This is a genomic window from Blautia parvula, assembly GCF_020215665.1.
Taxonomy (GTDB): Bacteria; Bacillota; Clostridia; order Lachnospirales; family Lachnospiraceae; genus Blautia; species Blautia celeris.
This window is the reverse complement of the sequence record NZ_CP084061.1, coordinates 525184-552180: the sequence shown is the minus strand read 5'-3', so window position 1 is coordinate 552180 and position 26997 is coordinate 525184. Positions and strand designations below refer to the sequence as shown.

Here is a 26997-nt window from a genome sequence, read left to right as displayed (position 1 = left end):
GTCAAAAAAACTCTAACGGAGGTCATTATGGTCAATATCAGTTTATTGGAGAAGTCCATTCCGGTGGCACCTATTAAAATAGCAGCCCTGGACAGCTGCAAAGAGCTGGCCCAGCAGGTGGATTCCCATCTGGTACAATTCAGAAAGGAATTAGATTCTCACAATCAGTCCGGACTTAATTTCCGCGGCTACACAGCAGATACTTTTCTTCTTGACTGCAAGTGTCCACGCTTTGGCTCAGGTGAAGCGAAGGGCATCATCAATGAATCCGTGCGCGGCACGGACCTCTTTATTATGGTAGATGTATGCAACCACAGCCTGACCTATAAAGTCAGCGGACATGTCAACCACATGTCTCCGGATGACCACTACCAGGATTTAAAAAGGATCATCGCCACTGCTACGGGAAAAGCGCACAGGATCAACGTGATCATGCCTTTCCTATACGAAAGCCGTCAGCACAAGAGAAGCAAGAGGGAATCCCTGGACTGCGCGCTGGCACTGCAGGAGCTGGTGCAGATGGGGGTATCCAATATCATCACCTTTGACGCACATGATCCGCGGGTGCAGAATTCTATTCCCCTGTCCGGTTTTGACAACTTTATGCCCACTTATCAGTTCCTGAAAACCCTGTGCGCGTCCATCGACAACTTCAGGATTGACAATGAGCATCTGATGATCATCAGCCCGGATGAGGGCGCCATGCAGAGGGCTGTGTATTTTTCCAATATCCTCGGCGTGGATATGGGTATGTTCTACAAACGCCGCGATTACTCTACCATCATAAACGGCAAGAACCCCATTGTGGCCCATGAGTTCTTAGGTGACTCCGTGGAGGGAAAAGATGTGATCGTCATTGACGACATGATCTCCTCAGGGGAAAGCATGCTGGATGTGGCAAAACAGTTAAAAGACCGGAAAGCAAGGCGTGTCATTGTCTGTACCACATTCGGACTCTTCACTGACGGCCTGGAAAAATTTGATGAATATTATGAAAAAGGGTATATTTACCGCGTCATCACCACCAACCTGAACTACAGAAATCCGGACCTTTTAAACCGTCCTTATTATCTGGAAGCAGATATGAGCAAATATCTTGCAAGTATTATGGACATTCTGAACCATGACCTGTCTGTGGAAAAAGTCCGCTCTACAACGAAGAAAATCAATATGCTGCTGAACCGTTTCTCATAAATCCGCACACGGTTTTCGGCACGTCGAAAAGCAAAAAAATCCTCCGTACACAGCGTATCCAAACGCCTGTACGGAGGTCTTTTTTAATTTAACTGATATACATCTGCATATCCCACACCAAAGGAAAGTGCCTGGTCATGGGTATCGTGATAGATATCCACATTACCGTAAGGTACTCCTCTGTCTTCCACTACATAGACGCCTCCATTAATCAGAAGCTTTGTTCCAAACGGAATACCATTCATGGCAACAGTCCTTCCCGCCTGGGGAACAGTTCCGCTGGCTGTGTATCCCTGTCCATGACATAGGGCACAGTTACAATATCCGGTCAGTCTGAACCTGCCCAGATATTTTCCCTGAGAATCATCAGAGGAGGTATCTTCCTGTTCTGTGATCTCCTGTGATGTCTCTGTATCGGAAGAAGTCTCTTCCTGTACATCATTATAGCTCTCAGAGGATTCCTGTGAGGCACTCTGCTGTGCGGCTGCCTGCTGTTCTGCGGCCTCCTGCTGTGCCTTTCTTGCTGCTTCCTCCTGGGCTGCTTTCTGCGCTGCAAGCGCTGCTGCCGCTTCCTCATCCTTCTGCTGCTTCATCAAGCTGTCAATCACGGCTTCCTGGGAATTCACTTTCTCCAGCAGCTCTTTTGCCGCGCTCTGTTCACTGTCAATCTGTGAACTATATGTATCGATCTGCTTGGTTGTATTTCTCACCAGGTCGGATACCTCCGCCTGCTTGTCCATACTTTCCTGCTTCAGTTCTTCAAGCGCTTCCTGCTCTTTTTTTACACCGGCTTCTTTGTCTTCAATCTCCTGCTGTGTCTCTTTGTAGAGGTCCAGCATCTTCCGGTCGTACTTTGTAAGCTGCATAATGTTCTCTGCCTTGTTCAGGAAATCAGTGAAGTCCTTTGCCTCTGTCAGCATAGTCATGTAGGAATCATTGCCGTTCTCATACATGTACTGAATCCGAAGCTTCATGCTCTCATACTGCTCTTCCCTGCGGGCTTTCGCATCATCCAGTTCTTTCTCGATCTGTTGTAACTCTGCCTGCTTAGCATCTGACTTTTCCTGTAAATCTGAGAGGTTCTTACTCAGGTCCGTAAGCTGCTGGTTTAACTCCGTAAGGTATGCCTCCAGATCACCTTTTTTGGCTTCCAGAGAGCTGATCTTATCCTGTGAGGCGTTCAAATTACTCTGTGTCTCAGTTTTCTGCTGTTCCGCTTCTGTAATCTTTTTCTGTGTTGCAGACGCGTATACCGGAGTTATGGTAAGACTTGCAATCAGGAATGTCAAAAATAAGCTTGTACATTTTTTATTTCTCATATTCTAAGCTCCTTTTTTATTACGAGCATAATTATAACACATAGATTACTAAATGCAAAGCTTTTTTACGTTTTTTGTAACAACTATGTAATATTCACAAAAAAACAACCCTGAAATTTATGCATTAAGTCAATTGATTTCGCACAATCCGAGGAAAGCTCCCAGATTCCCCCTTTTTCCCTTACTGGCTCTGTGGGAGAATAAAAAGTCAGGATTACAGCAGGTACAGATTCCCGGATAAGAAATATGAGCAGGAAGAATACCCGACTCAGCAAAGATCAGCGCATTGGCTGCCCAGAGATCCAGAAGATACTTGCCATGACCTTTGTTTATCAGTATCTTCCCGTGTTCTGAAGCCGGAAACGCGCTCATAAACTGTTCTGCCACGTCCTCACTCACCTCATAGCATTCCTGACAGATGGAAGGCCCTATAGCCGCCAGAATATCCTCCGGCCTGCAGCCGTATTCCCTCTGCATGGTCTCCACAGTCACCTTACCGATCCTGCCCACTGTTCCCTTCCAGCCGGAATGGGATAGGCCGATAACCCGCTTCCCGGGGTCCACAAAATACAGGGGGACACAATCCGCATAAAATGTGGCAAGCACCAGTCCCGGTACATTTGTCACAAGCCCGTCAACATCCGTGTAGTCCCGGTCAGCGGCAAACCCTTTGCCTCTGTCCGCCTCTGTGACCACACGTACATTCGTGGTATGTGTCTGGTCAGAGCAGACAATCTGTTCCGGTGAAAATCCTACCGCGGCGGCAAGCCTTCTGTAATTTTCCCTCACATCCTCCTCGCGGTCGCCTCTGGAAAAACTCAGGTTCATGGAAGCGCAGTCGCCCCGGCTCACCCCGCCCAGTCTGGTGGAAAATCCATGCACAATGCCCGGAAGCTCTTCAAAAGCCTGGAATGTCAGGTATGTGACACCATTTGTTTCATGTATCTTCATATGATTTTCTGTCTCGGATTTCCAATGAATTTCCATATCTGTGTCCTCCCTTTTTTCTTTATATGTGGTATAAAAACGCATCCTTTATAAGCACCGTTTCATCCGGCGTGATCCCCACCACATCAAACCTGCAGGCTGTGTCCTCCGGCAGTCCTCTTTCCATAAGATAAAACAGCGCCGTATGACATATCCGGCGCTGTTTTTTGTTATCCACTGCAAGAAACGGACCGCCGCAGTCAGCGTTCTCCCGGAATTTCACCTCAATAAAACAAAGGTACTCCCCGTCCATGGCGATCAGATCGATCTCACCCTGCCGGCAGCGGAAGTTCTTCTCCAGAATCTTGTAACCCTGCTGCTCCAGATACCGGGCAGCGTTCTCTTCATACCACGTTCCTGTCTCTCTTGCGGATCTTTTCATATTTTGTCATCCTCAGTCTATAAAATTCCTGATAAAAGTGGCACGGTGAATGGGAGATGGCCCGTATTTCCTGATCGCCTCTATATGGGACGCCGCTCCGTATCCTTTATGGGAGGCAAACCCGTATTCCGGCATCACCTTGTCATACTCCCTCATAAGCCGGTCCCTGGTCACCTTGGCGATAATACTGGCAGCGGCAATGGAAATACTTTTGGCATCGCCCTTTATAATAGGAACCTGGGGAATATACATCTGCGGTATGGTCACCGCATCATTTAACAGGATCTGGGGCCGGACTGTGAGTTTGGATACCGCCTCCCGCATGGCTTCATAGGTTGCCTGCAGAATATTGATCTCGTCAATCCTGGCAGGCCCTGCATATCCCACGCCAACACTGACTGCCTCTTCCATGATCACATCATACAGCTCCTCCCGCCTCTTCTCGGAGAGCTGCTTGGAATCGTTTAAATAGAGCAGTCTGCAGTCTTTTGGAAGGATCACGGCTCCGGCAACCACAGGACCTGCAAGAGGGCCTCTTCCGGCTTCGTCGATGCCGCAGACATAGCCCAGATGCTCATACTGATACTCATAGGCTTTCATTTTTTCAATACGTGCACGCTCCGCCTCCAGCTTTTCCTGCTGTTTTCTGGCCTTCCCGATCAGGGCCTGCACACCTTTCCGCTCATCCTCCAGATAAAGAGCGCACAGATCATCCAGCTCTGTTTCCGCTGCATTCTGAAATTCTGTACGGATTTCCTGAATACTTTTCATCTTCTGTCTCATCCTTTGTTTTTCAATAACACCCCGCTGCAGCAGTACAGACAGATCTGCGCATTTGCTGCGCTGACCCGGCCCACTGTAAAACGGATTTAATGGCCGGCTGCGGGTTTCACACCTGTTCCAGCGTAATTCTGCCGATTTTTCCGTTCCGGAACTCCTCCAGCAGAATGTTGGATGCTTTTCCATAATCCAGCTCGCTGCCTTTCTGCAGGCAGTTTCTGTTTACGGCAATGGCCTCCAGCATTTTCAGGCGGTCCTCGGATTCCTCCACGTCATAGCGCTCTTTTAAAATACCCTCATAATCTCTATGGAGATATCCCAGAAGCTCCAGGGAAAGTTCCTCCAGATTCAGAATCTCATCTTTTATGGAGCCCACCATAGCCAGCTTGGCGCCTACGCTCTGGTCCTCGAATTTTGGCCAGAGAATGCCCGGTGTATCCAGAAGCTCCACATTTTTATTGATGCGTATCCACTGCTTTCCTTTTGTCACACCCGGCTTATTGCCGGTCTTTGTACAGGCTTTTCCGGCAAAGGAATTGATAAATGTGGATTTCCCCACATTGGGAATCCCCACTACCATAGCTCTGACCGGACGGTTCTGAATGCCTCTTTTCCTGTCTCTCTCTATTTTTTCCTTACAGGCCTCCATGATCACAGGAAGCACCTGGCGGATGCCTGCCCCGCTTTTGGAATTTGCCTTCACGACAAAGAACCCTTTCTCCGTAAAGTGCTGGGTCCACTTTTCATTCTGCCGCTCGTCTGCCAGATCCGATTTGTTCAGCAGAATCAGCCGGGCTTTATTTTTGCCCAGCTCGTCGATATCAGGATTTCTGCTGGAAACGGGGATTCTGGCATCCACCACCTCAATGATCAGATCGATCAGCTTTATATTCTCCTGCATCATGCGCTTTGCTTTCGTCATGTGCCCGGGATACCATTGATAATTCATAATTGTTCCTCTCTGTCTGTCAGCTCTTGATGAGGCCGAATTTTCCAAAAGGAGAAACTCTCAGCCATATTTTGCCCACAATATATTTCTGCTTTACATTTTCCACCTCGGCAAAACGGCTGTCCTCACTGTTGTTCCGGTTGTCTCCAAGTACAAAATATTCGTTTTTTCCCAGTGTGATCTGTGTCTCTGCCAGTCCGGGATTGCTGATTTTTGGAAAATCCTTCTTCTCCATATAAGTCTCCCCATTGATCAGGATCAGCCCGTCCTTAATCTGCACCGTCTCACCCGGCAGACCGATGATGCGCTTTACATGCATACTGGAATGCTGCTTGGCGTCCTTCTTAAAGGCCACAATATCGCCCCTCTCCGGCTCGCCCAGCTTGTATGACACTTTATTGATCAATACCTTGTCTCCCGTAGCCAGTGTGGGTTCCATGCCGCCCTCCTGCATGACAATGGTCTGGCAGAAAAAAATGGATACCACTGCAGCTAATACAAGAACCACTGCGATCTCGAATACCCATATGAGCAGAGGGCGCACATGGCCGTCTTTGGAAAACTCCGGTCCTTTACTTTCTTTTTTCTTCATGGCAGCATCCTCTTATCCATTTAGAAACAGGGACATATACATAAGTATGTGTCCCTGTTTTCTAAACATTATTATTTTACTAATTCTTTTACCTTAGCTGCTTTACCAACGCGCTGTCTTAAGTAGTTCAGTTTTGCACGTCTTACTTTACCGCGTCTGATCACTTCCACTTTCTCCACATTGGGGGAATGCAGCGGCCATGTTTTCTCAACGCCGATTCCGTTGGAATTCTTTCTTACAGTGAAGGTCTCACGATTGCTTCCACCCTGTTTTTTCAGCACAACGCCTTCAAAAATCTGGATTCTCTCGCGGTTACCCTCTTTGATCTTACCGTGTACTCTTACGGTATCTCCCACATTAAACTGCGGAACTTCTGCTTTCATCTGAGCAGCTTCGATGTTTTTGATGATTTCGTTCATAATCTTTTCTCCTTATACTCTGGATGTTCTTAATGCAGTGTGCAGCAGAGGACCATCTCTTTTTTACAACGAGTATAATTATACTATGAGTGCTGCGAGATTGCAAGTATTTTTTTCTTGCAGCGGCAAAATACTGCATAACCGGCATACCCCAAAATCGTCCCCAGCACATTGGTGAGCACATCGTCTGTCTGGGCATATCCTCTTTTTGTGAGGAACTGGAAAAGTTCAATGGACAGACTGACTGCACATCCCATACATAATGTACTCCAAACCCGCCTCATTTTCACGGAGACCACGGGCAGCAATACACCAAACGGAACAAACAGCAGGACATTTTCCAGGACAAAAGCATCCCCGCGCGGCCCACTGCCAAGGGTACTGAAAGGCATCCAGTCAATCCCGTCCCTGCTGCCCGGTTCTCTTGACAAAAATGTGATGAACAGAAGCATACACAGATATCCCGCAAGAACTGCCGCGCCTAAAAAGCGCCTGCGCTGTCCCTCATTCTGTCCCCGGACTTTTGTCAGCAGAGAAATCGTCAGGCCAGCCGCAAAAAATGCGGCAAGTCCTGCAAAAAAGTATTTCCCCACATCCGCGATATCTCTTATTAAATAGTGTATCAGTTCGCCTGTATACTGTCCCATACCCATGTACTCCCACTCTGTCAGACTATGGCAAAAACCGCCGCGGCACTTGGAATACTTTCTATTTCCTGTTCACACGCCACTGTCCCGCGGAAAATCCCGAGGCAGCCAGCGCGGTTACTATACCAGATATTTTCCGTCCAGTACATCTTTTAAATAGGCACCGTACTCGTTCTTTTTCAGAACCTCATATGCCTCTATGACCTCTTCCCTGGAAATCCATTTATTGTGGTAAGCGATCTCCTCCAGGCAGGCAATTTTTCTGTGCTGATGGTCTTCCATGGTCTTTACGAAATTAGTTGCCTCCACCAGAGACTCATGTGTTCCTGTATCCAGCCAGGTAAATCCCTGGCCCAGAAGTTCCACGTTCAGCTCGTTCTGCTCCAGATAGATCCTGTTCAAATCCGTGATCTCCAGCTCTCCCCTTGCGGACGGCTTCAGATTCTTGGCATACTCCACCACCTTATTGTCATAGAAGTAAAGGCCAGTGACACAGTAATTGGACTTTGGCTGTGCCGGTTTCTCTTCAATGGAAACCGCCTTGCCCTCACTGTCAAACTCCACGATTCCAAACCGCTCCGGATCATCCACATAATAACCGAACACGGTAGCTCCTTCTGTACGGGCTGCCGCTGCGCACAGTCTCTTTTTCAGTCCGTGTCCGTAGAAAATATTGTCACCCAGGATCATGGCAACACCGTCATCTCCGATGAAATCCTCACCGATGACAAATGCCTGTGCCAGTCCGTCCGGGCTTGGCTGTACCGCATAGGACAGTTCAATGCCAAACTGATGCCCATCTCCCAAAAGAGCCTCAAACCTGGGAGTATCCTCCGGTGTGGAAATGATCAGTATCTCTCTGATTCCCGCCTCCATAAGTACGGACAGCGGATAATAGATCATAGGTTTATCATAGATAGGTAAAAGCTGTTTTGATGTCACCTTGGTCAGTGGATACAGTCTTGTTCCTGATCCGCCTGCTAAAATAATTCCCTTCATACTCTGTACCTCTGTTTCTTCCTGTATTTTAGATTTCCGGCACCTGCTCTTATGCACAGGCAGCGCATTACTTGCGCAGACCCGGCTGCGCAAGTATATTTTTTCCGGTCAAAAAGCACGTGAATCCCGCATTTTTTAATTTTCGTGGAGCAGTTTCTGCAGCTCATCGGTCTGCAGGTAACGCGCCAGGGCATCCTGCCATGCAGGAAGGCGGTTAAAGCCGTTTGCCTCCAGTTTATCCTTGCTCATCCTGCTGTTATGAGGTCTTTTTGCCTTTGCCGGGAACTCCTCAGAGCTTACAGGATGTACATTTACGTTCATGCCCGCCTGACGGAAGATTTCAGAAGCAAATTCAAACCAACTGCAGAGACCTTCATTTGTGGCATGATAAAAGCCGTATTTTTCTGTCTCGATCATATCCACAAGCAGAACAGCCAGATCATAAGTATAGGTCGGAGAACCGATCTGATCTTCCACCACATTGATATCCGTGTGTTTCTTGCCCAGATTCAGCATGGTCTTGATAAAATTTTTGCCGTTCACGCCAAAGACCCAGGCGATCCTCACGATGAAGAATTTCTCCACATGGTCTGTCACTGCCACTTCACCCTCATACTTGGTCTGCCCGTACACATTCAGCGGATCTCTCTCATCATCCGGTTCCCAGGGTCTTGTGCCCTCCCCGTCAAACACGTAGTCCGTGCTGATATACATCATTTTCAGACCCAGCTCCCGGCATACTTTCGCAATGTTCTCTGTACCGTAAGCATTGACTTTGCGGCAGACCTCCACATTATCCTCTGCAGCATCCACAGCCGTGTAGGCAGCACAGTGGACAACAGCTTCCACATCCGCCTCCCCGATCACTTTTCTGCATGCCTGGGGATCTGTGATATCCATCTCCTCCACATCCACGCCAACGCCTATATGGCCTCTCTTAGCCAGCTCGTTCATTACGTCATGTCCCAACTGTCCCTTTACACCTGTCACTAAAACTCTCATAACCTTCATCCTTTCTTTTCCCTGCCCGTTATACCCGGCAGAGACGATTTATTTCCTGCAAATAAAAATCCCCGCTTCTTTACTGATGGAGATGCCTCCGTCTCTTTGGATCTTCTCCTCCAAAAACTGCTTAAACTCTCTCTGTCTGGGATAGAGAAGTTCACTCTGGTTCCCATGACAGGACAAAATATAATCAAGCAGCGGCTCCGGCTTATCTACCCACAGACTGTCATCGTACATACGTTTCTCCACAGAGGAGAAATACGGCTCCAACAGCTTCTGTCCGTTTTCCAGCCCGAACAGCTTATAGAGGGCCACCTCTGACAGAGATATCCTGGGATCAAACTCCTTCACCAGCTCTGTGATCTCATGCATATGCCCCGTCCCGTAGGTGCTGCAGTAAAAGATGCCGTCCTCACTCAATACACGGCTGTTCTCTTCCAGAGCTTTTGCTATGTTCTGTACATAGAAAAGCACATGATTGGCAACCACCCGCTGGAAGTGCCCGTCCGGAAATGGAAGCTTCTGACAGTCCAGAACTCTGAAATCAAAATACTTCTTTCTCTCGTTTCCAATGTTCACTGCAGCATCGTGCACCATTCCGCCCGAAGCGTCAGACAGGCAGATATATTTTCCCTGCAGCACCGCATCAGGTGCGTGTTTCCAGAGCTGCCCGTTGCCGCATCCCACTTCCAGGACATTTTTCACCTGGTCCAGATCGATCTGTTCGCAGAGCCAAGCAAACCACCCTTGGGGGTTGGAGGAATACCGTTCGTGGAGGGAAATGCGGATATTTAAATTGGCTCCGTTTTTATATTGCTCCACCAGCATCTTCTCCATATCGGTCAGATGGATCAGATTGAGGATCTCATTCCAGTCAATCTGGTTTGTCTGCTGAACAATCTGCATGGTATTCTGCAGGGCGTGCTCCATCTGGTTCATATTCTCAATCTTCTTCTGCACCAAATCGATCTGCATCTTCAGGGATTCCAGAATATCGGAACTGGTATCATGTATGGTCATATTTGATATTTCTTTTAATGAAAATCCCAGATATTTCAGGGAGAGGATTTTCTGGAGTCTCAGAAAATCTTCATCGGAATACATGCGGTATCCCGATTCATTGACAAAACTGGGCTTTAAAAGACCTTTCTTATCATAATACCGTATGGTTCGGATTGTCACATGAGCCATCCGGGCAAACTCCCCGGTGGTATAATAATGCGCCACAAAATCCCTCCCTTCCGTCTGCTTCTATCCTGCCGCGCGCTTAAGCCAGGCGCTCTCCGTACATTTTATCAAAATAGTTGGAATATTCGCCGCTGAGAATATGTTTCCACCAGTCCTCATTGTCCAGATACCACTGTATGGTCTGTGCAATTCCTGTGTCGAAGTTATATTTCGGCTTCCATCCCAGCTCTGTTTCCAGTTTTGTCGGGTCAATGGCATATCTCATGTCATGTCCCGGACGGTCTTTGACATATTTGATCAAACTTTCCGGTTTATTCAAGGCTTTGAGAATTGTCTGTACAACCTGAAGATTTGTTCTCTCATTATGTCCGCCCACATTGTAAACCTCACCGACTCTTCCGTTATGGATGATCAGATCAATCGCTTCGCAGTGGTCTGACACATGCAGCCAGTCTCTCACATTTTCACCGTTTCCGTATACCGGAAGCTCCTCATCTGCCAGGGCGCGGCTGATCATCAGCGGAATCAGTTTTTCCGGAAAATGATAGGGACCATAGTTGTTGGAACATCTGGAAATGGTCACCGGCAGTCCAAAGGTTCTGTAATAAGCAAGTACAAATAAATCGGCGCTGGCCTTTGAGGAGGAATAGGGGCTTGAAGTGTGAATCGGTGTTTCCTCTGTGAAGAACAGGTCCGGTCTGTCAAGGGGCAGATCCCCGTAAACTTCATCGGTGGATACCTGATGGTAACGCTTTACACCATATTTTTTAGAGGCATCCAGCAGCACTCTTGTTCCCATAACATTGGTCTGCACAAAAATGCCCGGGTCTTCAATGGAACGGTCTACATGGCTCTCTGCCGCGAAATTCACTACAATATCAAATTTTTCTTTCTCAAACAGATCCATAATAAACGGTTCGTCCGCAATATCACCTTTGACAAATTTGTAATTCGGTTTATCTTCCACTGGTTTCAAAGTTTCCAGATTGCCGGCGTAGGTGAGCAGATCCAGGTTTACGATCTCATAATCCGGGTATTTATTCACCATGTGATGTACAAAGTTTCCTCCGATAAAACCGGCACCGCCTGTTACTAATACTTTCATGTGGTATTCTCCTTTGCTTTTTCTCTGATAAGGTTACTATAAGGGGTGACGTAAGGTCACTGTCAAGGGTTTTTTCAGAAAAAAAGAACCCAGGCTTTCGCCCGGGTTCCTAAGCATTAAAAATTATGCTTCTTTTCTTTTTTTGTATGTAACAGCCATTCCAGCTACTGCAATAACAGCTACGATACCTGTCCACATCATAACGTTTGTTTCGCCTGTTTTAGGTGATGTGGATGCTTTTGCTGCTGCGTCTTTGTCAACAACAAATGCTACTGGAGACAGAGATGTGAAGGTTGCTGTGATTGTACCAGCACCAGCTTTTGCTTCTACCTTCTCCCAAGCGCTTCCGTTGTAGTGCAGAACTGCAACAGAAGAACCTTCTGTAACACCAGCTACTTCAAATGTGATGGTTACAGGGAATGTTGTTCCGTCCGGAACAGAGATGTCTTTTACATCTACAACCTGCATGCCTTCTTTGAAGTCAGCGCCAAGAACCTCTTTCAGAGTTTCCTCTTTTTTAACGTTCTCAACGGCCTCTTTGTACTCGTCAGGAACTGCCTTGATCTCAACAGTAACTGCGTTACCGTTGGCATCTGTAGCTGCCTGAGCTTTGGTTACAACACCTGTAACCTGTACACTTGGCTGTGCGAATACTGCAACGGCTGAGCTAACAGTCATAACAGCTGCGCACACTAAAGCAATAAGTTTCTTCATGATAAAATCCTCCTTTTGTTTCTTCTTGCTTTATTACATTTAACAAGCTTGAAGTTATTATAACACTAGTTTCGTAATTTGTAAAACATTTCTATCAATATTTTTTTTAATTTTTCATCATTTATATAAAACTTCTCATGTTTCGGACCAGCTGCCGCCTCGCCGGGGATATATTGTGTTCCAGCAGTTCATAGGCGGTATATATATGGATTCAAGTGAAATTTCTTCTAGTTTTTTCCGCATTTATGCAGGCCGCACTCCTGGACCGAAGAGGCAGTACGACGCTCTGACCTTTGATTCGGTGATAATTTTCAGAAAATTTCAGTCATGCCATTTCCCCCAAATTTATTATGAACGGCGGATGCAAAACTGTCCGTTTCCGCTTTAAAAGGACCTTCACCGATAAGCGCAGATGTTGTTTCAAAAAACCGATTCACACTTTGTCAAAAATGAACATACCCGCAATCCCTTGATATTAGTGGGATTACGGGTATATTTTCATCTACTTTCGCAATGTATAAAACGTTTCTATCAACATTTTTTGTAATTCTTCATCATTCACATAAAACTCTTCATGTTCCGCGCCTGCAACGGCTTCTCCCGGAACATACTGGGTTTCGCTGTCACCAAGCTGATAGCGGGCTAAATCGTTAATCTGGTCAGCATTCAGGTCTGTCACCAGATACGGCTTGATCACCGGATAAAACGCCTCATAGTAATCACCGGCCGCGCCGACTTTATTCCTCAGGGAGGAGATCAGAGCCGGAATATACTGCACCTGGCGCTGCATACGCCCATTATTGCTGCCCTGTACATCCGTATCCCTGTAACGCACATATTTCTCCGCCTGCTCTCCTGTCAGTTTCACAGTCTCACCTTTTACGAACGCAGGGTCAATCATCGTATAATCTTCCGGTATGGTGATCTCCACACCGCCCACTGCGTCGTTCATTGTGCTGATCGCGTCAATATTCAACGACACATAGCCGTCTATCGGCAAATCAAAAAGCAGCTCCGATACCGTCTTCTTCATGGCCCAGCAGCTGCTCTGCTCCCCATTGCCGTAGGCATATTGGGTGGCAAGCTGCGCATTTACGGAGGTATAATAATTGCCGTTTGCGTCATAGATATCAATATCTGTCATGGAATCCCTGGATATCTGCAGAATACGCGCTGTCTGTGTCTCCTTATCCAAAGATATGATCATAACACAATCCGCCTGTCCTGCTACTCCCGGCGTGTCCTTCAGAGTAACCGTTTCTTTTTTATCCACACCCATGAATAAAATATTTGTAAGATTTTTATTATACTCATATTTCTGGCCATTATAAGTGATGGTATCATCGCTGGCCTGGGAAACGGATGCGCCTGTGCTTTTCTCCATATTGTCCGCAACTGTCTTTGCTCTGCTGTTATTTTTCACAACATAAACCACCACAGCCAGAGTCAGCAGCAGAAGGATCAGTACAGAAACTATCACAACCAGTCTCTTTTTTTCTTTACTTTTCATCTATCAGTACCGCCTCTACAAGAAAACGCTGATCATTATTTCCATTGCAGGTTGACATTGTAATAATTCGGTCAGATGTTGTGACCGGAATGTCTGTATTGATATAGGATGCCATATTTCTCACCTGGCTGAGTGAATCCAGATACGCCTGGAACTGCTCTTCCTGGGTAAAATCAAAAGCCACCATAATATGTCTGCTGTCATAAGTAACCGCCGCAAAAATCTTATAAGTAAAAATGTGCTCCGGTGTATAAATATACACCTCTGAATGCTCATCCATATAAGCACTGTCCTTATAATCCTTCAGGCCGCCGAACATGGTACAGTCTTTCATATTATGTCCGTATATCACTGTATTCTTGTCCGTAAAATCTTTTTTGTTGAGGGATTCCGTGTAAATAGATCCGGGCAGTCCCTCTTCGCCCTCTATCGTGTGATCCAGATAGTAGGCGTCATCCTCGGGCCGCTGCACAATAGGATAATCCACTTCTGTGCCGGGAATCCGTATCCATGCATAGATTTCCGGGTTCATTTTCTGCAGCTCTGCAAAATCAATGGGAATCTCCACAGGCTCTTTCTCCGGCTCTGCTGCCGCTTCCTTTGCCGGCTCCTGTTTCGGTTCTTCAGTATCCTTTGTCTCTTCTGTCTTATTGCTTTCTTTCAGCTTATCATATACTTCTTCTTTCTTCTGCTGACTGGTATAGTAATATACAGCAAAAGCCACGGCTGCCAGAAATATGATCAAAAATACCCAGAATAATTTACTTCTTCTTTTCTTTTCCATTGTCTGCCTCTTTCAATTTGCGAAGCTCCTCTTTCTTCTTATCCTTGCCTTTCACATAGGGAACGATCGCCAGTGTGGAAAGACCAAGATATTTCTCAACATCTTCTTCTGTCTTGATATTGTCGTTAATGATAAACCTCACGGTAAGCACGCCGCACACAAGCAGGATACCCAGCAAAATACCGATAGCGGTATTCTTCAGCAGGCTGGGGCTGACAGGTTTTTCTGAAACCTCCGCGCTCTCCACAGTTGTAGGCGGGTCAGATTTCATAATACTTGCCATTCTGTCTGCTGTTTCCTCGGCAACTGCATTTGCGATGATACAGGCATCTGCCGGATTCTCATCTATAGCTTTCACTTCCAGAATTCGTGTACCGGATTTATTTACTACAGTCAGAACATCCAGTATCTCTTTTCTGGAAAATGTTTTGTCCTCTTCCTCTTTGATGCGTTCAATAGCGGCATCAATAACCGGCTTACTGGTGGCGATCACCTCAAAGTCGGCTGTCAGTTCACTACCAATCTGAATATCTGCCAGGGATGTAACACTTGTCGTCTTATTTAAAATATAAAGCTGCGCTTTTGATTCATACTTAGGCGTGATAAGGAGCGCTGTACCGCCTAATGCGATCACTCCGCCCATAATCGCACAGATGGCGATCAGCCACCATTTCCGTATCAGTACATGGAACAGGGCACCTAAATCAATCTCCATTTCGTCATCGTATTCTTTATTATTCATTTTGTTCCTCTTTCATTGCAAAATTTTTCTTACGGTGTCTTGTTGATTTTAATAGTATCCGCCGTATTTATTTCCATAATACCCGCCATACTTCTTGCCGTAGTAGCTTCCTGTATGTACATCCACCTTGTTAAGAACAACACCCAGAAGGTTGCTGTTAGCTGCCTTCAGCTGTCCGACCACACCTTTCGCCTCTGACCTGGAGGAATTATCCGCTGCCAGAACCAGAATGGATCCGTCACACACCTGAGCGATAACCGCTGCATCGATAACGCTTCCGAGAGGTGGCGTATCAATGATAATATAATCAAATGTGTTCTTCAGACCTGTGAGCAGTTTCAGCAGTCTCTCATTTCCCAAAAGCTCTGTAGGGTTGCTGGGGAAAATTCCCGTTGGAACCAGGAAAAGATTCCTCTTGTTCGTTCCATATACCACATCTCCCAATTCAGCCTGGCCGGAAAGATAATGGCTGAGTCCCTTAACAGCACCTTCCAGTTTCAAACGGTGAACCATTACGGATTTTCTCATATCCGCATCGATGAGCAGTGTATTCCTGCCGCTCTCTGCCAGCGCCAGCGCCAGATTGTAAGCGACTGTACTCTTTCCATCATTCGGTGTACAGCTTGTGACTGCAATGACCCGGTTCTCCACACCCGTAAATTCCAGGTTGGTTCTCAAGGTACGGTAAACTTCACGTTCCCGGCTTGATAATGAAATTTCTCCTTTGATTTCTAACTTATCCACTTATGTATTCTCCTCTGATAATTCTTGACGGATTTATTGTGCTGATTTCCTCACGGTATGTCTTTCCGATTTTTTTATCTATGTAAGAAAGGCAATCTCTCATCTCCGGGCGTCTGTGTGTCGCACCGTGGGCATCTGTGCCCAGTACATGAATGAGTCCGTGCCTCATTAATTTTAATAAATACCATCTTGTACTCCAGCCTGCTTTACCCATAACGCTGGAAACATTAACCTGCATGCAGGCTCCCATTCCGGCCAGCTCTGCAACCTGTTCTTCTTTCTTCATGCCCTGATAGCGCTCAATATGAGCAATCACAGGCAGATATCCGGCATACTGCAGATTCTGCACAGCCTGCCGTATATAGCGGAATTCCGAATAAACAGGAAATTCTACCAAAACATACTTTGTCTGATTCAGAGTCAGCGCATCGCCTCTGTCAAGGGCATCCACCACTCCCTCACTGTAATACAACTCGTTTCCGAGATATATCCTGGCTTTTGGATTCATTTCCTTTGCGTACTTACAGGTACGCAGATAGGCTCCCATCCTTTTTTCCAACACAGACGCGTCCATGTCGCAGTTAAAATGTGGTGTAGCAATAATTTCATCGATGCCGTCCTTAAACGCCATTCGCAGCATCCTGCGTGTTTCGTCCGCATTTTTTGCTCCGTCATCTACACCGGGCAAAATGTGGCAGTGTGTGTCTATAATCAATAATCTTATCCACCTTTACCATAAATTCACCCACCATTATAAAGGAAAGTCCTCTGTTTGTCTACTGGATATTTACCTTTAAAATGGCAGTATTTGACTGATTTCCATCGCTGTCGACAACATAATACACTACTTCATAGGTTCCCGGTGTATTGGTATCCACCGGATTCTGCAGCTGAATCTGTCTGAAAAGGGTGCTTCTGTCATCTTTATCGTCGGTGATATCCTGAATATATGTACTGTAATCAAACTTGCTTCCCACAGGCAGCGTCACTTCATATTCATTCAGACGAAACTGTGGGCTGCCGGCCGGAAGCTGTGCAATCGCCGCCTCCGCTGCCTCTGCACCGCCTGCAGTTTCCTGAGGAGGCTGCTCTTGGGCAGCCGGGTCGGCAGACGGATCTGCCGGGGCAGCTTCGCCCTCTCCCGTACCTTCACCTGTTGTTTCCCCTTCGGGAGCCGGCGCTTCTGTTCCTGCTTCCCCGCTTTCCTGGCCTTCCTCCGTTCCTTCCGGAGCCTGGCCGCTGTCCGCCGGTGCTGTTTCACCGGAAGCCTGATAATTTACCATAAGTTTCTTTTTTGTAACATTGCGGCTGTTGTCCATTGCCGTATAGGTTACTTCAGCCTGGGTTCCGTCAGCAGTTGGTTTTACGGATTCCACCATAAGGGTATCTGATACATCCCCGTCCTTGTCATCCACTGCCGTGATGCCTTCCAGAAGAAGCTTCTTATCCTGCCCCGCCACATAAGTCAGCGTATTGTCCCCAGGAACTTTTATCTCCGGTGCTGTCTTGTCCCGATTAAGTACCAGAAATACGGTACCGGCGGTAATTCCGATGCATACAATAATTGCTGCTGCAATTAATCCTTTTTTCATCTTCTTTCCATTCCTCTCGTATATATTTAAAATAAGAAAGTGTTGCCATCATTTCTATTCTTTCCCATTTCAAACAACATTATTATATTAACATTACATAAATCATTAATCAATTACTTTTTTTAATTCTTTTGGGTTGGCAATGGAGTAAATGTAATTGAGAAGTTCCTTCCTATTAAAAACAGCAAGATCATCTGCCGCTTCCGGAGGCATCAGCAGATAGGACTTCAGTTCCTCCAGGATTTCTGAAATATCGGAATATACTACCTCAGAAATGCCGGGATTTTTTATATTGACATCCATCTGGAGAGGAAGTCTGTAATGGATGACCAGCCATGTGTTCATGCGGGTGTAATCACCGTAATAATAGTCTTCGGAGAAGAAGTCTGCTGCCTTTACTTTTTTCTTGGTTTTCTGAATTTGAGCCCAGACGATGTCGTCTTTCTTTGTGGTATACCTGCCTTGAATGTCTGTAAAACGCACAATGCGGGGCATGTATTCCGTGAAAAAACGGTAGTCTGTGTATAGATGGAAGAGATAACCCTGGACGCTTGGATCCGGGAGAAGGTCACGGTATTTATCAAGAAATTTGGACAGTATGGGATATTGGACAATTTCCTGCAAGGTGTCAGGGCTTCGGAAATGGGATTGGAATTTGTCTTTAACGGTGTCGGGCAGTAAATTGCCGACCAGGAAGGCGTTTTTGGCTTTTGGCTGATTTAACGGGTGTGAAAATGGCAGCGAATTTAGGAAAAAATTCGCTGCGGTTAAGTGGATGATGTAGCCGGGCATGGTTTTTAATACCTCACTTATGAGTTTGTTGGCTTATTTTTATATGGTAAAATGATTTTTAAAGGTATAGGAATGTATCGGTTATGATTGGCAAATATCTGTCACCTTTGCCAAAACTGCCCACACATATGGGGCGCCGTACATGTTCAATGCTTTGGGGCCGGTGATTTTGTCGGGGGCATTTTTTATTTTTTTGTATGCGTTTTCAAAGGTGCTCCTGGTGATGGAGCGCTCTCTGCGGTCTGTGAACATCTCGCCGCCTTTGATGGTATAGGTAAAGGGGAGCATTTTCTTTGTGTAGAAGGTTTCTCCCTGGTGGGATGTGATTGCTTGCCAGAGATTGTCTATAGTAACGGTTTCCGCTGCGTTGCTCATGTGCGATTCCTCTCTTAGGTATAATTTATTGCTGATATCTTTATTGTATTTTACATTTAAATTTGAAAAGGTGCAACTGAAAGATAGCGTCTAAGCGGATATTAATTAAACGGTTAGTTCTTTCTTTTAATTACCGAAGATATTCAGCAAATTATGTACCCAATTTTCAAAAAAATATGTTGGTTCGAATATGATCCGTGTAGAGCCTTTAGGGAAAAGTATCTCAAAATACCTGTCCGATTTCGTTCATAAGATGGAGAGGTTTCTCCGGCAATCAGCTCTTCCGACATGGTAAAGTCAGTTACCGTTACTCCACCATACAGCCTATTTTATCTATCACAGGCGCCAACCTTACCCTGTATACCACTGGATTTCAAGACACTACTATAAACCACAGGCACACGAGTCAATTGCTTACAGAACCGCATATGGACGCACCTTGGATATCGTTGAGGTATGCTGCATAGCTCACTGCCGCAGGAAATTTTTTGAAACATTCCCAAAGGAACGGCAGAAATTCCTGAATCTTTTGGATATCCATTCCGAACAGACTATGGATAAACCAGCGGAAGGGGCGACAGATGATATATCCCTCCTACCAACTGTAAAGGGTGTTACCTTTTGTAACCGCCTGTTTTTAAAGAACGTCTGTTTAAAGACCTTGCGGCTGAAGAGCGTAAGCAGAAACGTCTTTAGAAGAGGCGCCTGTCTGGACTAAATTCTGGCCCTGGATAGCAGTGAATTACCCCCTTAACCATGGAATGTGCCAAAGTGACCACCATCGTAATGAGCTTTATCGAACCAGCAAGGGCAAACAACCTGAACGCATTCAAATATCTGTATACCCTGCTCCTGTATATGCCGTATTCCAAAGATGAGCTCACAGGCATAGAACAGCTGACGCCATCGAGTCCATTGATACAAAAGAAGTGTTCTGGAATCATTGATGATAACCTGGAATTACAGAACCCCCCTGAGAACCTGACTGTGTAGGGTTCCCTAGTTCGAGCACACAGGTTGTTATATATCGCTTACGTCTGTCCTGCGATTCTTTCTTGTCTTTGAGCAACAACACATTAAAGTCATATATAAAAACATCTGAGTAATCTTTAGAATATAAAGAATGCCCAGACGTTTTTATTAATCTAATTTAATTAATCTACCCATAATTCTGTATTATTGCATTTCCGCATTTCAATGCCGGATTTTATCTCAATAATCTAACTTCTGATGATAAACTGCTGATTTTTTACTGATATCATTTTCTGGATGAAAATCCTTTATGTATTCTTTATATCTATAGGGGAATAACCAATCACTACATCTCTGCCCTTTTTACCAAAGGTCTGGATTGCATGATAAAGTATAATTCCACTCACATAAAAACCGTCATAATCTCCTTTTACTGTGAGAAAGCTGTCTTTCATTTCCTCTAGTGTTTTATACGACAAAATGTCAGCCTGGTATCTGCCGGTATGAATTTTCCCATTGTTCCACATTTTTTCGGTAATGATTCTTTAGCAGCAATGCAATTATGTATCCCCATAAAACCTCCTGCCCCTGTTGCGTCTTGAGTATACAAGAATGTTTTGCTAGTTTCATTATACATAAGGGAGGGGGATATATAAAAGTTTTATCTTGAGCTTGAGATTTTGTAAACTGTCCTTTAGATTTATTCTTCTGCTGTTGGCATAAAAAGGCGCTGATTTATTTATATCAAGAATAAAAATATTCATAGATTTCCGGAACTGACTCTGGCTTTATTTGGCGAAATACCAGATTCTTCTCGTACAAGCGTGTCAGCCTGTTTGCAGCAGCTGTATTTGAAATATTTTCTTTTAAAGCCAAAAGACTTGTTGTGTACCTGGCTCCTTGTATAATATTTTCCAGTAGCACTTTTTGTTTTTCGCCTTCTGAAAAACCGAGGATTTCTAATCCCCCATTACGCTCGCATAATAAATAGGGGCTTCCCACTTGACAGCTGCTAACATTGCTATGGCTTTCCTTATACTTTTTTAAATCCTCTATGGTCAAAAAGAATTTATTTTTCTTTTTTGCTTCCTCAATTAATCCTTTTTTGCCTTCAACAGCCATTTTCAGATTAAAATAAAGCTCATCACTAACATTTTTTAAAATTAATATAGAATTACCATGACGACAATTTGAATCAAAAATATGGATAAAAAACAATTCATCTATAAAAGAAGATGTTGCCAGGGGAATATCTTTACAATCAACAATAACCCTTCTATTCACTTCAGTATTGTCTGACAGTTTTTCTTCCAATGCTAATGAAAATATTTGTTGTGCTTTATCACGTCCAGCAAGATACCAGTAATCCGCATTGGAAATCTGTCTTATGATTTCCATTAAATTTATAATCATAACCTATACAACTCTCTTTCTAAAACACGCTCACTTTATATAAGTGATTCCAAACAAAGACATAATACCACAATCAATCCTCTTTTACAATAGTATTATCCCACAAAAAAAATATATATTATTTTATTTAATACTTAGGATTCGATTCCGAGCCGAAAAAGATGGTGTAAAAAGCAGCTTTTTCACCAGAGATTTGATTTAATATGAATAAAGATAATCATTACAGAGAAAATTTTACAACATTTTCTCTGTAATGAAAAAATTATTTTTTTTCAACAATCAGAATGCCTTTTTTTAATAATTGGTAACCGTTATCTATCTTTTCTACAACTGCCGGTTTTTGGACTGCAACCAGCTTTACTGGCTCCTGCCAAACAACATCTCTACCATTTTTATCTTGAAAATCATATACGACGAAAAACTCTCGGCTTCTATAATATTGATCATTATTATATCCCAAAAAGCTACTACTCACAGGTATAACTGTCATGTCCGAGCGTAGAACGAATTCTGCTTCCTCCAGTTCTTTTACATCGAATTTTGCCGGTCCCTCAGGATTGTAGTGAACGGAACCGTTGACAGACAGACCACAACACTGACATCTATCTGCCAGATCATTTATCACCTGATTACTAGAATCAGGTTGTGTTTCCATGCTTTTTTGCCTATCCGAATTCTGCACTATGTTGTCTGTTGATTCCTGATAATATATATTTGCAAGGGGAGGAGTATCATTCTCGTTACCGTATGATACAAAAGTTTTTTCTTTCTGTCTTTTTCCTGCATTCCTTGCAAGCTTTTCCTCCATTTTATCAACTTTTCTTAGTATATTTCTCAGGTCTCTGGAAGAATCTATATGTTTCATTATTATGATAACCATGCCAGCCGTAAGCAATATCTGTAATACCAGAATCATCACCAACACAACACAAAATAAAGAGTCCTCACTTAAAGAGGTTGACTGAGCCCCTATAATTACTCCTTCTGCTGCTTCAAACATATTCTCACCTCACAATCTCTCAATTGCAAGGTCAATCATGGCACTGCACATCATCTCCTTTTCGATGTAGGGACAAGACATAACGAGCTCTTTTCTGCACTGTTTCAATTCAGCGACCAGGTTTTGAAACTGTTGCTTTACTATTGTGCGAATTGTATCATCCAGGATGCCTGCCTCATCGTATGCTACGCCCTCTTCAATACCCGTATATCCCCAACGATTAAAACTCTCCTCAAACTGTTCATATCTATAACTGTTGACAAGTGCATCAAATGCCTGATCATAAATCTCTTCCCGCATGGCATTATATCTTGCTCTCATTGCAGGAGTATTAAACTTCTCCAATTCTATGCTCACTTCCTCCCTGGCAGCTATACCGGACTGATCTACACTATATGCCAGATCAAGATAATACTCAATCGGATCAGGAATTACAGAGATATAGCCTGACCTATCTGCTCCACTATTCTCTTCAATATCAATCATTCCCTGGGCAACACTGATTTTTTCCCTGTCATTATTTGGAAGAAGCTGAATTACCCCAGTAAAAACTGTATTCTTCGGGAATTTTTCATCGTTATTGATCATATACTGAATCTGATTATTTAAACGCTGAATAAAACGCCGCTCAAAATCATCTACAGTATTATCTATTGCCAAAGATCCTTTTCCAACCGGAGCCAATATTATACTACTGTCAAGCTTAAGTTCTCCGTCCTTAAGTGCACGAATAACCGTATAAGCATAAGCAGGAATTGCAATATTAAGTTTTGCCTCTGTAATCTGTTGAACCTTCATCTGAAAAATATCTGCATTACTTCCCGTCACTTTAAAAACACAACTACTAAACAGCCTGTTTAATGAAAGGACAAACCCGAGTCGTTCATAAAGCTTCCCCTGTGAAGACTCCATAGATTGCTCAATAGACTCAAGTGCCCTGATTTTAAGTTCCTGACTTCCGCCTAAAAAACATCGCATCAGAGCACATGCATTTCCATCATAAACCTTCGCCAGGGTAGCGTTCGTGATATATTGAGCAGCATAAGGAATGGAAAACATATATAAATGATCATTTACTCTGAGAGAATAATCGTGAGTGGAATGTCCATAATCTGGAGTTCCCGCTGCAACATTTCTTCCCATAAAGCTTTTTCCAGGCGGATTATTTTTATGCCACTCTGCAGTTGCTTCACTTTCTGAGTAAAAGAATACATTTTCATCAACCACCAACTGATTATCCGGCACCATATATTCGTTAACTAAGCTTAAAGCCCCTCTTATGGCGCGTATTATTAATCTGGTAACACCTTCCCCTGAGCCGTTTTCAGGATAAGAGATTAAAACTTTCAGATTTTCAGCCCTAACTGCATACCCCTCTTTGGCAAGAGCAAAAACTCCTTCCAAAATCATGGTACCAATATATAACTTCAAAGCTGACATACAGGACTCCTTATCCTTTGGACTCAAATTGGAACGGGTCAACATCTCTTTCATATTGCTTACAACTCCTAAATCGGTCATAGCAGCACTCATTGTACCCGGACAAGCCTTCAATGCATCAAACAATGCATTCTGATCCGGCAGCCATACTCTGCCTTCTACCATTAATCCAGCCCATCCGCCAAAGCCTTTAGGAAAGAACTTCTGCAAAAGAGAATCAAAATGTGTCCCTTTGCCTTCTAAAGGAAACAGGCATCGCTCCACCGCACGATGCAGTTCACCTTTTGCCATCGGTGTCACCGGATGTATTAGATTCATATAGCAAATATCTCCTGACCGACCGCTACCGGAAAGCGTCATAAGCCTTACGCTAACTGCTCCCGCAGGGTCCAGAGATAAATAAGCTATATTGTCTTTTTTTTCAAAATCCGCTCTTACTTCCGGAAAGATAGTCCCCAGAATATTGCCATGGGTATCGCACAGCTCCATTCGTGTGATTTTCTCTGTCCGCTGATGAATTTCACACTTCTCATCCGGATGCTGCTTAGTAACAAGCTTAGCCACATTAGTCTCATCGTCATATGGATAAACATTCCAACCTACATCCACCTCGTCCAGCCCCAGGGAACCCGCTGCCGAATCCTGCACAAGATAATTATACTTTTTCAAAATTCCCTCCGGGATCATATAGGACATATCTATATAGTTCTGCGGGCGACACGTTTTAAACCCTTTATCACCCTTAGCATACACCTGATGGTATAGATTCCCATCCAGTTCAGCTGTATACTCAATCCATTCAGGAATCCCATACATATCCAGTTCCCCAAAAGCATATTCCGAATCATTAATCTTGTCCACATGAATCACGGGCGGAATAACGACAAAGTTATTTCCAATTTGCTTCATACCCGGTCCGATAACCGGGTTTACATCCGTATTGACCAAAACCGGACGGCTCAGGAGTTTTTCCTCATGATTGGTCCCCATATGTCCGCATATAGTTGCGGCATTGGCGCCTGACGCTGTCTTTTCTATATATGTGGTCACATCAACGGAAAGCATCTCTGCCACTTCACCTTCATAAATCCTGCGTTCTTCTGGAGAAATATTTCCTCCGAGCTGCTCCAAAAGTACCTTGATAACTTTTACATCCGTCCCATTTTCTACTAAATTTCCCAACATAGCCCTACAGCGTTTCTTTATGTGGAGATTTGCATTCAAATAATCATCAGGAGTTTCCCCGTCGATAGATTCTTCACAGAAACTGGCTCCTGGAATAAAACATTTCCATTCAGGAACAAAAATACCAACCGTACGGTCTCCAATTGCCATTTCCAGTATAGCCTCCGACGACTCTCTCCAGCCACTCATCTTTTTCAGATCATTGATACACCTGTTTTCTATTGGATTCTCCTTGTTAAAGGCATATGTTCTAAATTCCACCTTATACCCTTTATAAATAGCTCCGGCCCAATAAGTATACATTACTTTCATATGGTTTATATTTGCCTTTGCAATTTTTTCATTCTCGCAATTGGCATTCAGCATCCAGGCTTTAATATTACCAAACACATTTAAAATGTTCTTTGCATTCTGATATGTATTATCTCTGGAAGCAGCAGTCATAATCAAATCAGCAGTTTCCTGAATTGTAATGCCTTCCAAATCCATGCAGCCATTTACTTCGCTGTTTCTGACACTATTTATCTCTCTACTTTCCGAAAATGCCATATTTTTTCTCCTTTACTTTACTGCACATCTCATACAGCCCGCCCATGATTTCCTTAAAGTCCCTGGGTGTTCCATGATTGGTATATGTTATCTGTGAACGGATTCTGTCAAGTGTCATTCCCGTATGATATCTGTTACTTTCTGGACAATCTGTCAGTGCATCAAGCTTATAACCTGTCATTCCTCCCACATACCGAATATGTGTATGCTCCAAAAGTTTATCTATCTGATCTACAGGAAAAAGACTTGTTCCAAATGATTCTGCAGGCATTGCCCCAGTCTCCCAATTCTTTCCTGTTAGGCACACATCCCTAAGATAAGAAAGCCATCTTGTCTCTTTATCCAAAAGAACTGAGAGGGGGGTTATCATCTTACTGTCCACATCAAATCCAATATCCGCTATTGCAGACTCCAATCGTTTTCCTGTTTTCCCGCCAAACATCTTACTTAGTATCTCTGAATCATAAATCTTACCTGCATTTCTCTCTTTAGAGGATAAGATTAGTTGCGGACGAACCCAGTAAAACAAGGCAGCATCAAACCGAAGACGAGCACTCATTGCCATACGGTAACTATCAGGAAGGCCAAGATTCTCCCAATTTGTCCGTGAATTGCCTGGAAGAGAGTAATGTGGAATAACGGGACATCTTTTTTCTACCTCTTCTGTGGTTCTATTAAAAAAATTCTCAATCATTGCTACAGCTACAAGCTCAATGGCATGTGCATGTTTAAACTGCAGCCCAGAATCAGAAGGAAACTCTGCTTGTACCGGCATACAGTCATGCTCCAGTAGATAAAACAGATTCACCGCATCAGCAGAATCTTTCGGATAATTTCTAAGCGTCCCGGCAACCAGACCTGCAACATCCTGATCCAACCCCTCAATTGCAGGAAAACGAAATGCACCTCCAAGCATGATGACAGCAATCTTCAAATTCTTCTCCACATACGTCTCTGCATCGTTATATTGCATGTGTAGCTCTTTTATGACGCTTTCAATACAGAGTTTCTTAAGCATGGCCGGATGCATACACAAGTTAGTACGACCTTCACCACCGATTCCTGATCCTGCAAATGCCACTCTTACCTCATATCTGTTATTTGAGGCTACAACCGCATCTACAATAGCCTGGAATCCTGCCTTTTTGTCTTCTTGGGTTTCCATTGCACAGTCCATTGCCAGAGCAGACGCAATGCTGCCAATTACAAGATCACGGTAATACCCCCCAAGAAGATCTCTCTGCAATTCTTCCTTTGTAAGAAGCAGCTCATTTTTAAACCATTCCGGAGCCACTTTCTCCAGGCAAAAATCACCTTCTTCCTGCAGCTTTTTCTTGACACGCTCGGCCATCTTCAGAAATGCAAAGTTAATGGACGGATCACAGAAATCCAACTGCTCATCATCTGACAAAAGCTTCAATATCTCACCGATTTCTTCAGCACCTGCATCCATGGTCTCATATACCATATTCCACCCTTCTGCTTTTCCTTTTGATGCATAAGCTTTACAGTCAGCCAAGTGACAGACTGCCAGACCGACTCTGACTCCGGTACCACCCTCTAAGAACACATAATTCATATTATCCATAATGTATATCCTCCCTATATAGTCAAATCTC

At 44.3% G+C, this 26997-nt stretch carries 26 protein-coding genes; 1 reads left to right on the top strand and 25 read right to left on the bottom strand.

Features of this window, described 5'->3' with window-relative positions:
- The first annotated feature begins 27 nt into the window (after positions 1-27).
- Positions 28-1194, top strand: a complete 1167-nt coding sequence (locus LC508_RS02680; protein ID WP_033142855.1) for a ribose-phosphate pyrophosphokinase — start codon at positions 28-30, stop codon at positions 1192-1194.
- A gap of 83 nt (positions 1195-1277) precedes the next feature.
- On the opposite strand, the gene LC508_RS02675 is transcribed toward LC508_RS02680, so the two are convergent.
- The 25 genes from LC508_RS02675 to LC508_RS02555 all read right to left on the bottom strand — a co-directional run bounded on the left by LC508_RS02675 (position 1278) and on the right by LC508_RS02555 (position 26966).
- The gene (locus tag LC508_RS02675) at positions 1278-2513 is read right to left on the bottom strand and encodes a PcsB-like coiled-coil domain-containing protein (protein WP_103732118.1); all 1236 of its coding nucleotides are present in this window, start codon (positions 2511-2513) and stop codon (positions 1278-1280) included.
- A 129-nt stretch (positions 2514-2642) separates the two neighbouring features.
- Positions 2643-3500 (bottom strand): peptidoglycan editing factor PgeF, encoded by an 858-nt coding sequence (gene pgeF, locus LC508_RS02670; RefSeq protein WP_103732121.1) that lies wholly within the window; start codon positions 3498-3500, stop codon positions 2643-2645.
- 22 nt (positions 3501-3522) lie between these two features.
- Positions 3523-3882, bottom strand: coding sequence for a YraN family protein (locus tag LC508_RS02665; protein WP_103732119.1), 360 nt, complete (start codon positions 3880-3882; stop codon positions 3523-3525).
- Between the two features lie 12 nt (positions 3883-3894).
- Positions 3895-4653 (bottom strand): ribonuclease HII, encoded by a 759-nt coding sequence (locus LC508_RS02660; protein ID WP_103732120.1) that lies wholly within the window; start codon positions 4651-4653, stop codon positions 3895-3897.
- Between the two features lie 118 nt (positions 4654-4771).
- Positions 4772-5611, bottom strand: a complete 840-nt coding sequence (gene ylqF, locus LC508_RS02655; protein ID WP_033142851.1) for a ribosome biogenesis GTPase YlqF — start codon at positions 5609-5611, stop codon at positions 4772-4774.
- Between the two features lie 19 nt (positions 5612-5630).
- Positions 5631-6203 carry a signal peptidase I gene (gene lepB / locus LC508_RS02650; protein ID WP_033142850.1) on the bottom strand — a complete coding sequence of 191 codons (573 nt, stop codon included), beginning with the start codon at positions 6201-6203 and terminating at the stop codon, positions 5631-5633.
- A 71-nt stretch (positions 6204-6274) separates the two neighbouring features.
- A complete protein-coding gene (gene rplS, locus LC508_RS02645) occupies positions 6275-6622 on the bottom strand; it encodes a 50S ribosomal protein L19 (protein WP_033142849.1) in 348 nt (115 codons plus the stop codon).
- 83 nt (positions 6623-6705) lie between these two features.
- Positions 6706-7269 (bottom strand): VanZ family protein, encoded by a 564-nt coding sequence (locus tag LC508_RS02640; RefSeq protein ID WP_052099638.1) that lies wholly within the window; start codon positions 7267-7269, stop codon positions 6706-6708.
- A gap of 120 nt (positions 7270-7389) precedes the next feature.
- Positions 7390-8268 carry a glucose-1-phosphate thymidylyltransferase RfbA gene (gene rfbA, locus LC508_RS02635; protein ID WP_033142875.1) on the bottom strand — a complete coding sequence of 293 codons (879 nt, stop codon included), beginning with the start codon at positions 8266-8268 and terminating at the stop codon, positions 7390-7392.
- A gap of 135 nt (positions 8269-8403) precedes the next feature.
- Positions 8404-9270, bottom strand: a complete 867-nt coding sequence (gene rfbD, locus LC508_RS02630; RefSeq protein ID WP_033142848.1) for a dTDP-4-dehydrorhamnose reductase — start codon at positions 9268-9270, stop codon at positions 8404-8406.
- A gap of 48 nt (positions 9271-9318) precedes the next feature.
- Positions 9319-10500: a MerR family transcriptional regulator gene (locus LC508_RS02625; RefSeq protein WP_033142847.1), complete on the bottom strand. Its 1182-nt coding sequence runs from the start codon at positions 10498-10500 to the stop codon at positions 9319-9321.
- A gap of 40 nt (positions 10501-10540) precedes the next feature.
- The gene (rfbB, locus tag LC508_RS02620) at positions 10541-11566 is read right to left on the bottom strand and encodes a dTDP-glucose 4,6-dehydratase (RefSeq protein WP_033142846.1); all 1026 of its coding nucleotides are present in this window, start codon (positions 11564-11566) and stop codon (positions 10541-10543) included.
- 123 nt (positions 11567-11689) lie between these two features.
- On the bottom strand, positions 11690-12280 hold the full coding sequence (locus LC508_RS02615) for an LPXTG cell wall anchor domain-containing protein (protein ID WP_052099637.1): 591 nt from the start codon (positions 12278-12280) through the stop codon (positions 11690-11692).
- 502 nt (positions 12281-12782) lie between these two features.
- Positions 12783-13790, bottom strand: a complete 1008-nt coding sequence (locus tag LC508_RS02610) for an LCP family protein (RefSeq protein WP_118594155.1) — start codon at positions 13788-13790, stop codon at positions 12783-12785.
- Positions 13780-14574, bottom strand: a complete 795-nt coding sequence (gene srtB / locus LC508_RS02605; protein ID WP_033142843.1) for a class B sortase — start codon at positions 14572-14574, stop codon at positions 13780-13782. The genes LC508_RS02610 and srtB overlap by 11 nt, the downstream gene beginning before the upstream one ends.
- Positions 14552-15316 (bottom strand): YveK family protein, encoded by a 765-nt coding sequence (locus LC508_RS02600; RefSeq protein ID WP_033142842.1) that lies wholly within the window; start codon positions 15314-15316, stop codon positions 14552-14554. Before LC508_RS02600 ends, srtB begins: the two co-directional genes overlap by 23 nt.
- Positions 15317-15364: 48 nt before the next feature.
- Positions 15365-16060, bottom strand: coding sequence for a CpsD/CapB family tyrosine-protein kinase (locus LC508_RS02595; protein ID WP_033142841.1), 696 nt, complete (start codon positions 16058-16060; stop codon positions 15365-15367).
- Positions 16053-16775, bottom strand: a complete 723-nt coding sequence (locus tag LC508_RS02590; RefSeq protein WP_103732696.1) for a CpsB/CapC family capsule biosynthesis tyrosine phosphatase — start codon at positions 16773-16775, stop codon at positions 16053-16055. Before LC508_RS02590 ends, LC508_RS02595 begins: the two co-directional genes overlap by 8 nt.
- Before the next feature lie 61 nt (positions 16776-16836).
- Entirely contained in the window at positions 16837-17652 is an 816-nt protein-coding gene (locus LC508_RS02585) for an immunoglobulin-like domain-containing protein (RefSeq protein WP_103732697.1), read from the bottom strand.
- A gap of 105 nt (positions 17653-17757) precedes the next feature.
- Positions 17758-18276, bottom strand: a complete 519-nt coding sequence (locus LC508_RS02580) for a hypothetical protein (RefSeq protein WP_146051754.1) — start codon at positions 18274-18276, stop codon at positions 17758-17760.
- 249 nt (positions 18277-18525) lie between these two features.
- A complete protein-coding gene (locus LC508_RS02575; RefSeq protein WP_033142837.1) occupies positions 18526-18819 on the bottom strand; it encodes a hypothetical protein in 294 nt (97 codons plus the stop codon).
- A gap of 1716 nt (positions 18820-20535) precedes the next feature.
- The gene (locus LC508_RS02570) at positions 20536-21204 is read right to left on the bottom strand and encodes a hypothetical protein (RefSeq protein ID WP_033142835.1); all 669 of its coding nucleotides are present in this window, start codon (positions 21202-21204) and stop codon (positions 20536-20538) included.
- Between the two features lie 262 nt (positions 21205-21466).
- Entirely contained in the window at positions 21467-22204 is a 738-nt protein-coding gene (locus LC508_RS02565; protein WP_118594154.1) for a hypothetical protein, read from the bottom strand.
- Positions 22205-22213: 9 nt separating this feature from the next.
- Entirely contained in the window at positions 22214-25378 is a 3165-nt protein-coding gene (locus LC508_RS02560) for a hypothetical protein (protein WP_103732635.1), read from the bottom strand.
- Complete coding sequence (locus tag LC508_RS02555) at positions 25359-26966, bottom strand: hypothetical protein (protein ID WP_033142832.1); 1608 nt, start codon at positions 26964-26966, stop codon at positions 25359-25361. Before LC508_RS02555 ends, LC508_RS02560 begins: the two co-directional genes overlap by 20 nt.
- Positions 26967-26997 lie beyond the last annotated feature (31 nt).

Bases quoted from the DNA above. Each gene is read 5' to 3' on its own strand.
- LC508_RS02680 (WP_033142855.1), top strand. From the start codon at position 28: ATGGTCAATATCAGTTTATTGGAGAAGTCCATTCCGGTGGCACCTATT.
- LC508_RS02675 (WP_103732118.1), bottom strand. From the start codon at position 2,513: ATGAGAAATAAAAAATGTACAAGCTTATTTTTGACATTCCTGATTGCA.
- pgeF (WP_103732121.1), bottom strand. From the start codon at position 3,500: ATGGAAATTCATTGGAAATCCGAGACAGAAAATCATATGAAGATACAT.
- LC508_RS02665 (WP_103732119.1), bottom strand. From the start codon at position 3,882: ATGAAAAGATCCGCAAGAGAGACAGGAACGTGGTATGAAGAGAACGCT.
- LC508_RS02660 (WP_103732120.1), bottom strand. From the start codon at position 4,653: ATGAAAAGTATTCAGGAAATCCGTACAGAATTTCAGAATGCAGCGGAA.
- ylqF (WP_033142851.1), bottom strand. From the start codon at position 5,611: ATGAATTATCAATGGTATCCCGGGCACATGACGAAAGCAAAGCGCATG.
- lepB (WP_033142850.1), bottom strand. From the start codon at position 6,203: ATGAAGAAAAAAGAAAGTAAAGGACCGGAGTTTTCCAAAGACGGCCAT.
- rplS (WP_033142849.1), bottom strand. From the start codon at position 6,622: ATGAACGAAATCATCAAAAACATCGAAGCTGCTCAGATGAAAGCAGAA.
- LC508_RS02640 (WP_052099638.1), bottom strand. From the start codon at position 7,269: ATGGGACAGTATACAGGCGAACTGATACACTATTTAATAAGAGATATC.
- rfbA (WP_033142875.1), bottom strand. From the start codon at position 8,268: ATGAAGGGAATTATTTTAGCAGGCGGATCAGGAACAAGACTGTATCCA.
- rfbD (WP_033142848.1), bottom strand. From the start codon at position 9,270: ATGAGAGTTTTAGTGACAGGTGTAAAGGGACAGTTGGGACATGACGTA.
- rfbB (WP_033142846.1), bottom strand. From the start codon at position 11,566: ATGAAAGTATTAGTAACAGGCGGTGCCGGTTTTATCGGAGGAAACTTT.
- LC508_RS02615 (WP_052099637.1), bottom strand. From the start codon at position 12,280: ATGAAGAAACTTATTGCTTTAGTGTGCGCAGCTGTTATGACTGTTAGC.
- LC508_RS02610 (WP_118594155.1), bottom strand. From the start codon at position 13,790: ATGAAAAGTAAAGAAAAAAAGAGACTGGTTGTGATAGTTTCTGTACTG.
- srtB (WP_033142843.1), bottom strand. From the start codon at position 14,574: ATGGAAAAGAAAAGAAGAAGTAAATTATTCTGGGTATTTTTGATCATA.
- LC508_RS02600 (WP_033142842.1), bottom strand. From the start codon at position 15,316: ATGAATAATAAAGAATACGATGACGAAATGGAGATTGATTTAGGTGCC.
- LC508_RS02585 (WP_103732697.1), bottom strand. From the start codon at position 17,652: ATGAAAAAAGGATTAATTGCAGCAGCAATTATTGTATGCATCGGAATT.
- LC508_RS02575 (WP_033142837.1), bottom strand. From the start codon at position 18,819: ATGAGCAACGCAGCGGAAACCGTTACTATAGACAATCTCTGGCAAGCA.
- LC508_RS02570 (WP_033142835.1), bottom strand. From the start codon at position 21,204: ATGATTATAAATTTAATGGAAATCATAAGACAGATTTCCAATGCGGAT.
- LC508_RS02565 (WP_118594154.1), bottom strand. From the start codon at position 22,204: ATGTTTGAAGCAGCAGAAGGAGTAATTATAGGGGCTCAGTCAACCTCT.
- LC508_RS02560 (WP_103732635.1), bottom strand. From the start codon at position 25,378: ATGGCATTTTCGGAAAGTAGAGAGATAAATAGTGTCAGAAACAGCGAA.
- LC508_RS02555 (WP_033142832.1), bottom strand. From the start codon at position 26,966: ATGGATAATATGAATTATGTGTTCTTAGAGGGTGGTACCGGAGTCAGA.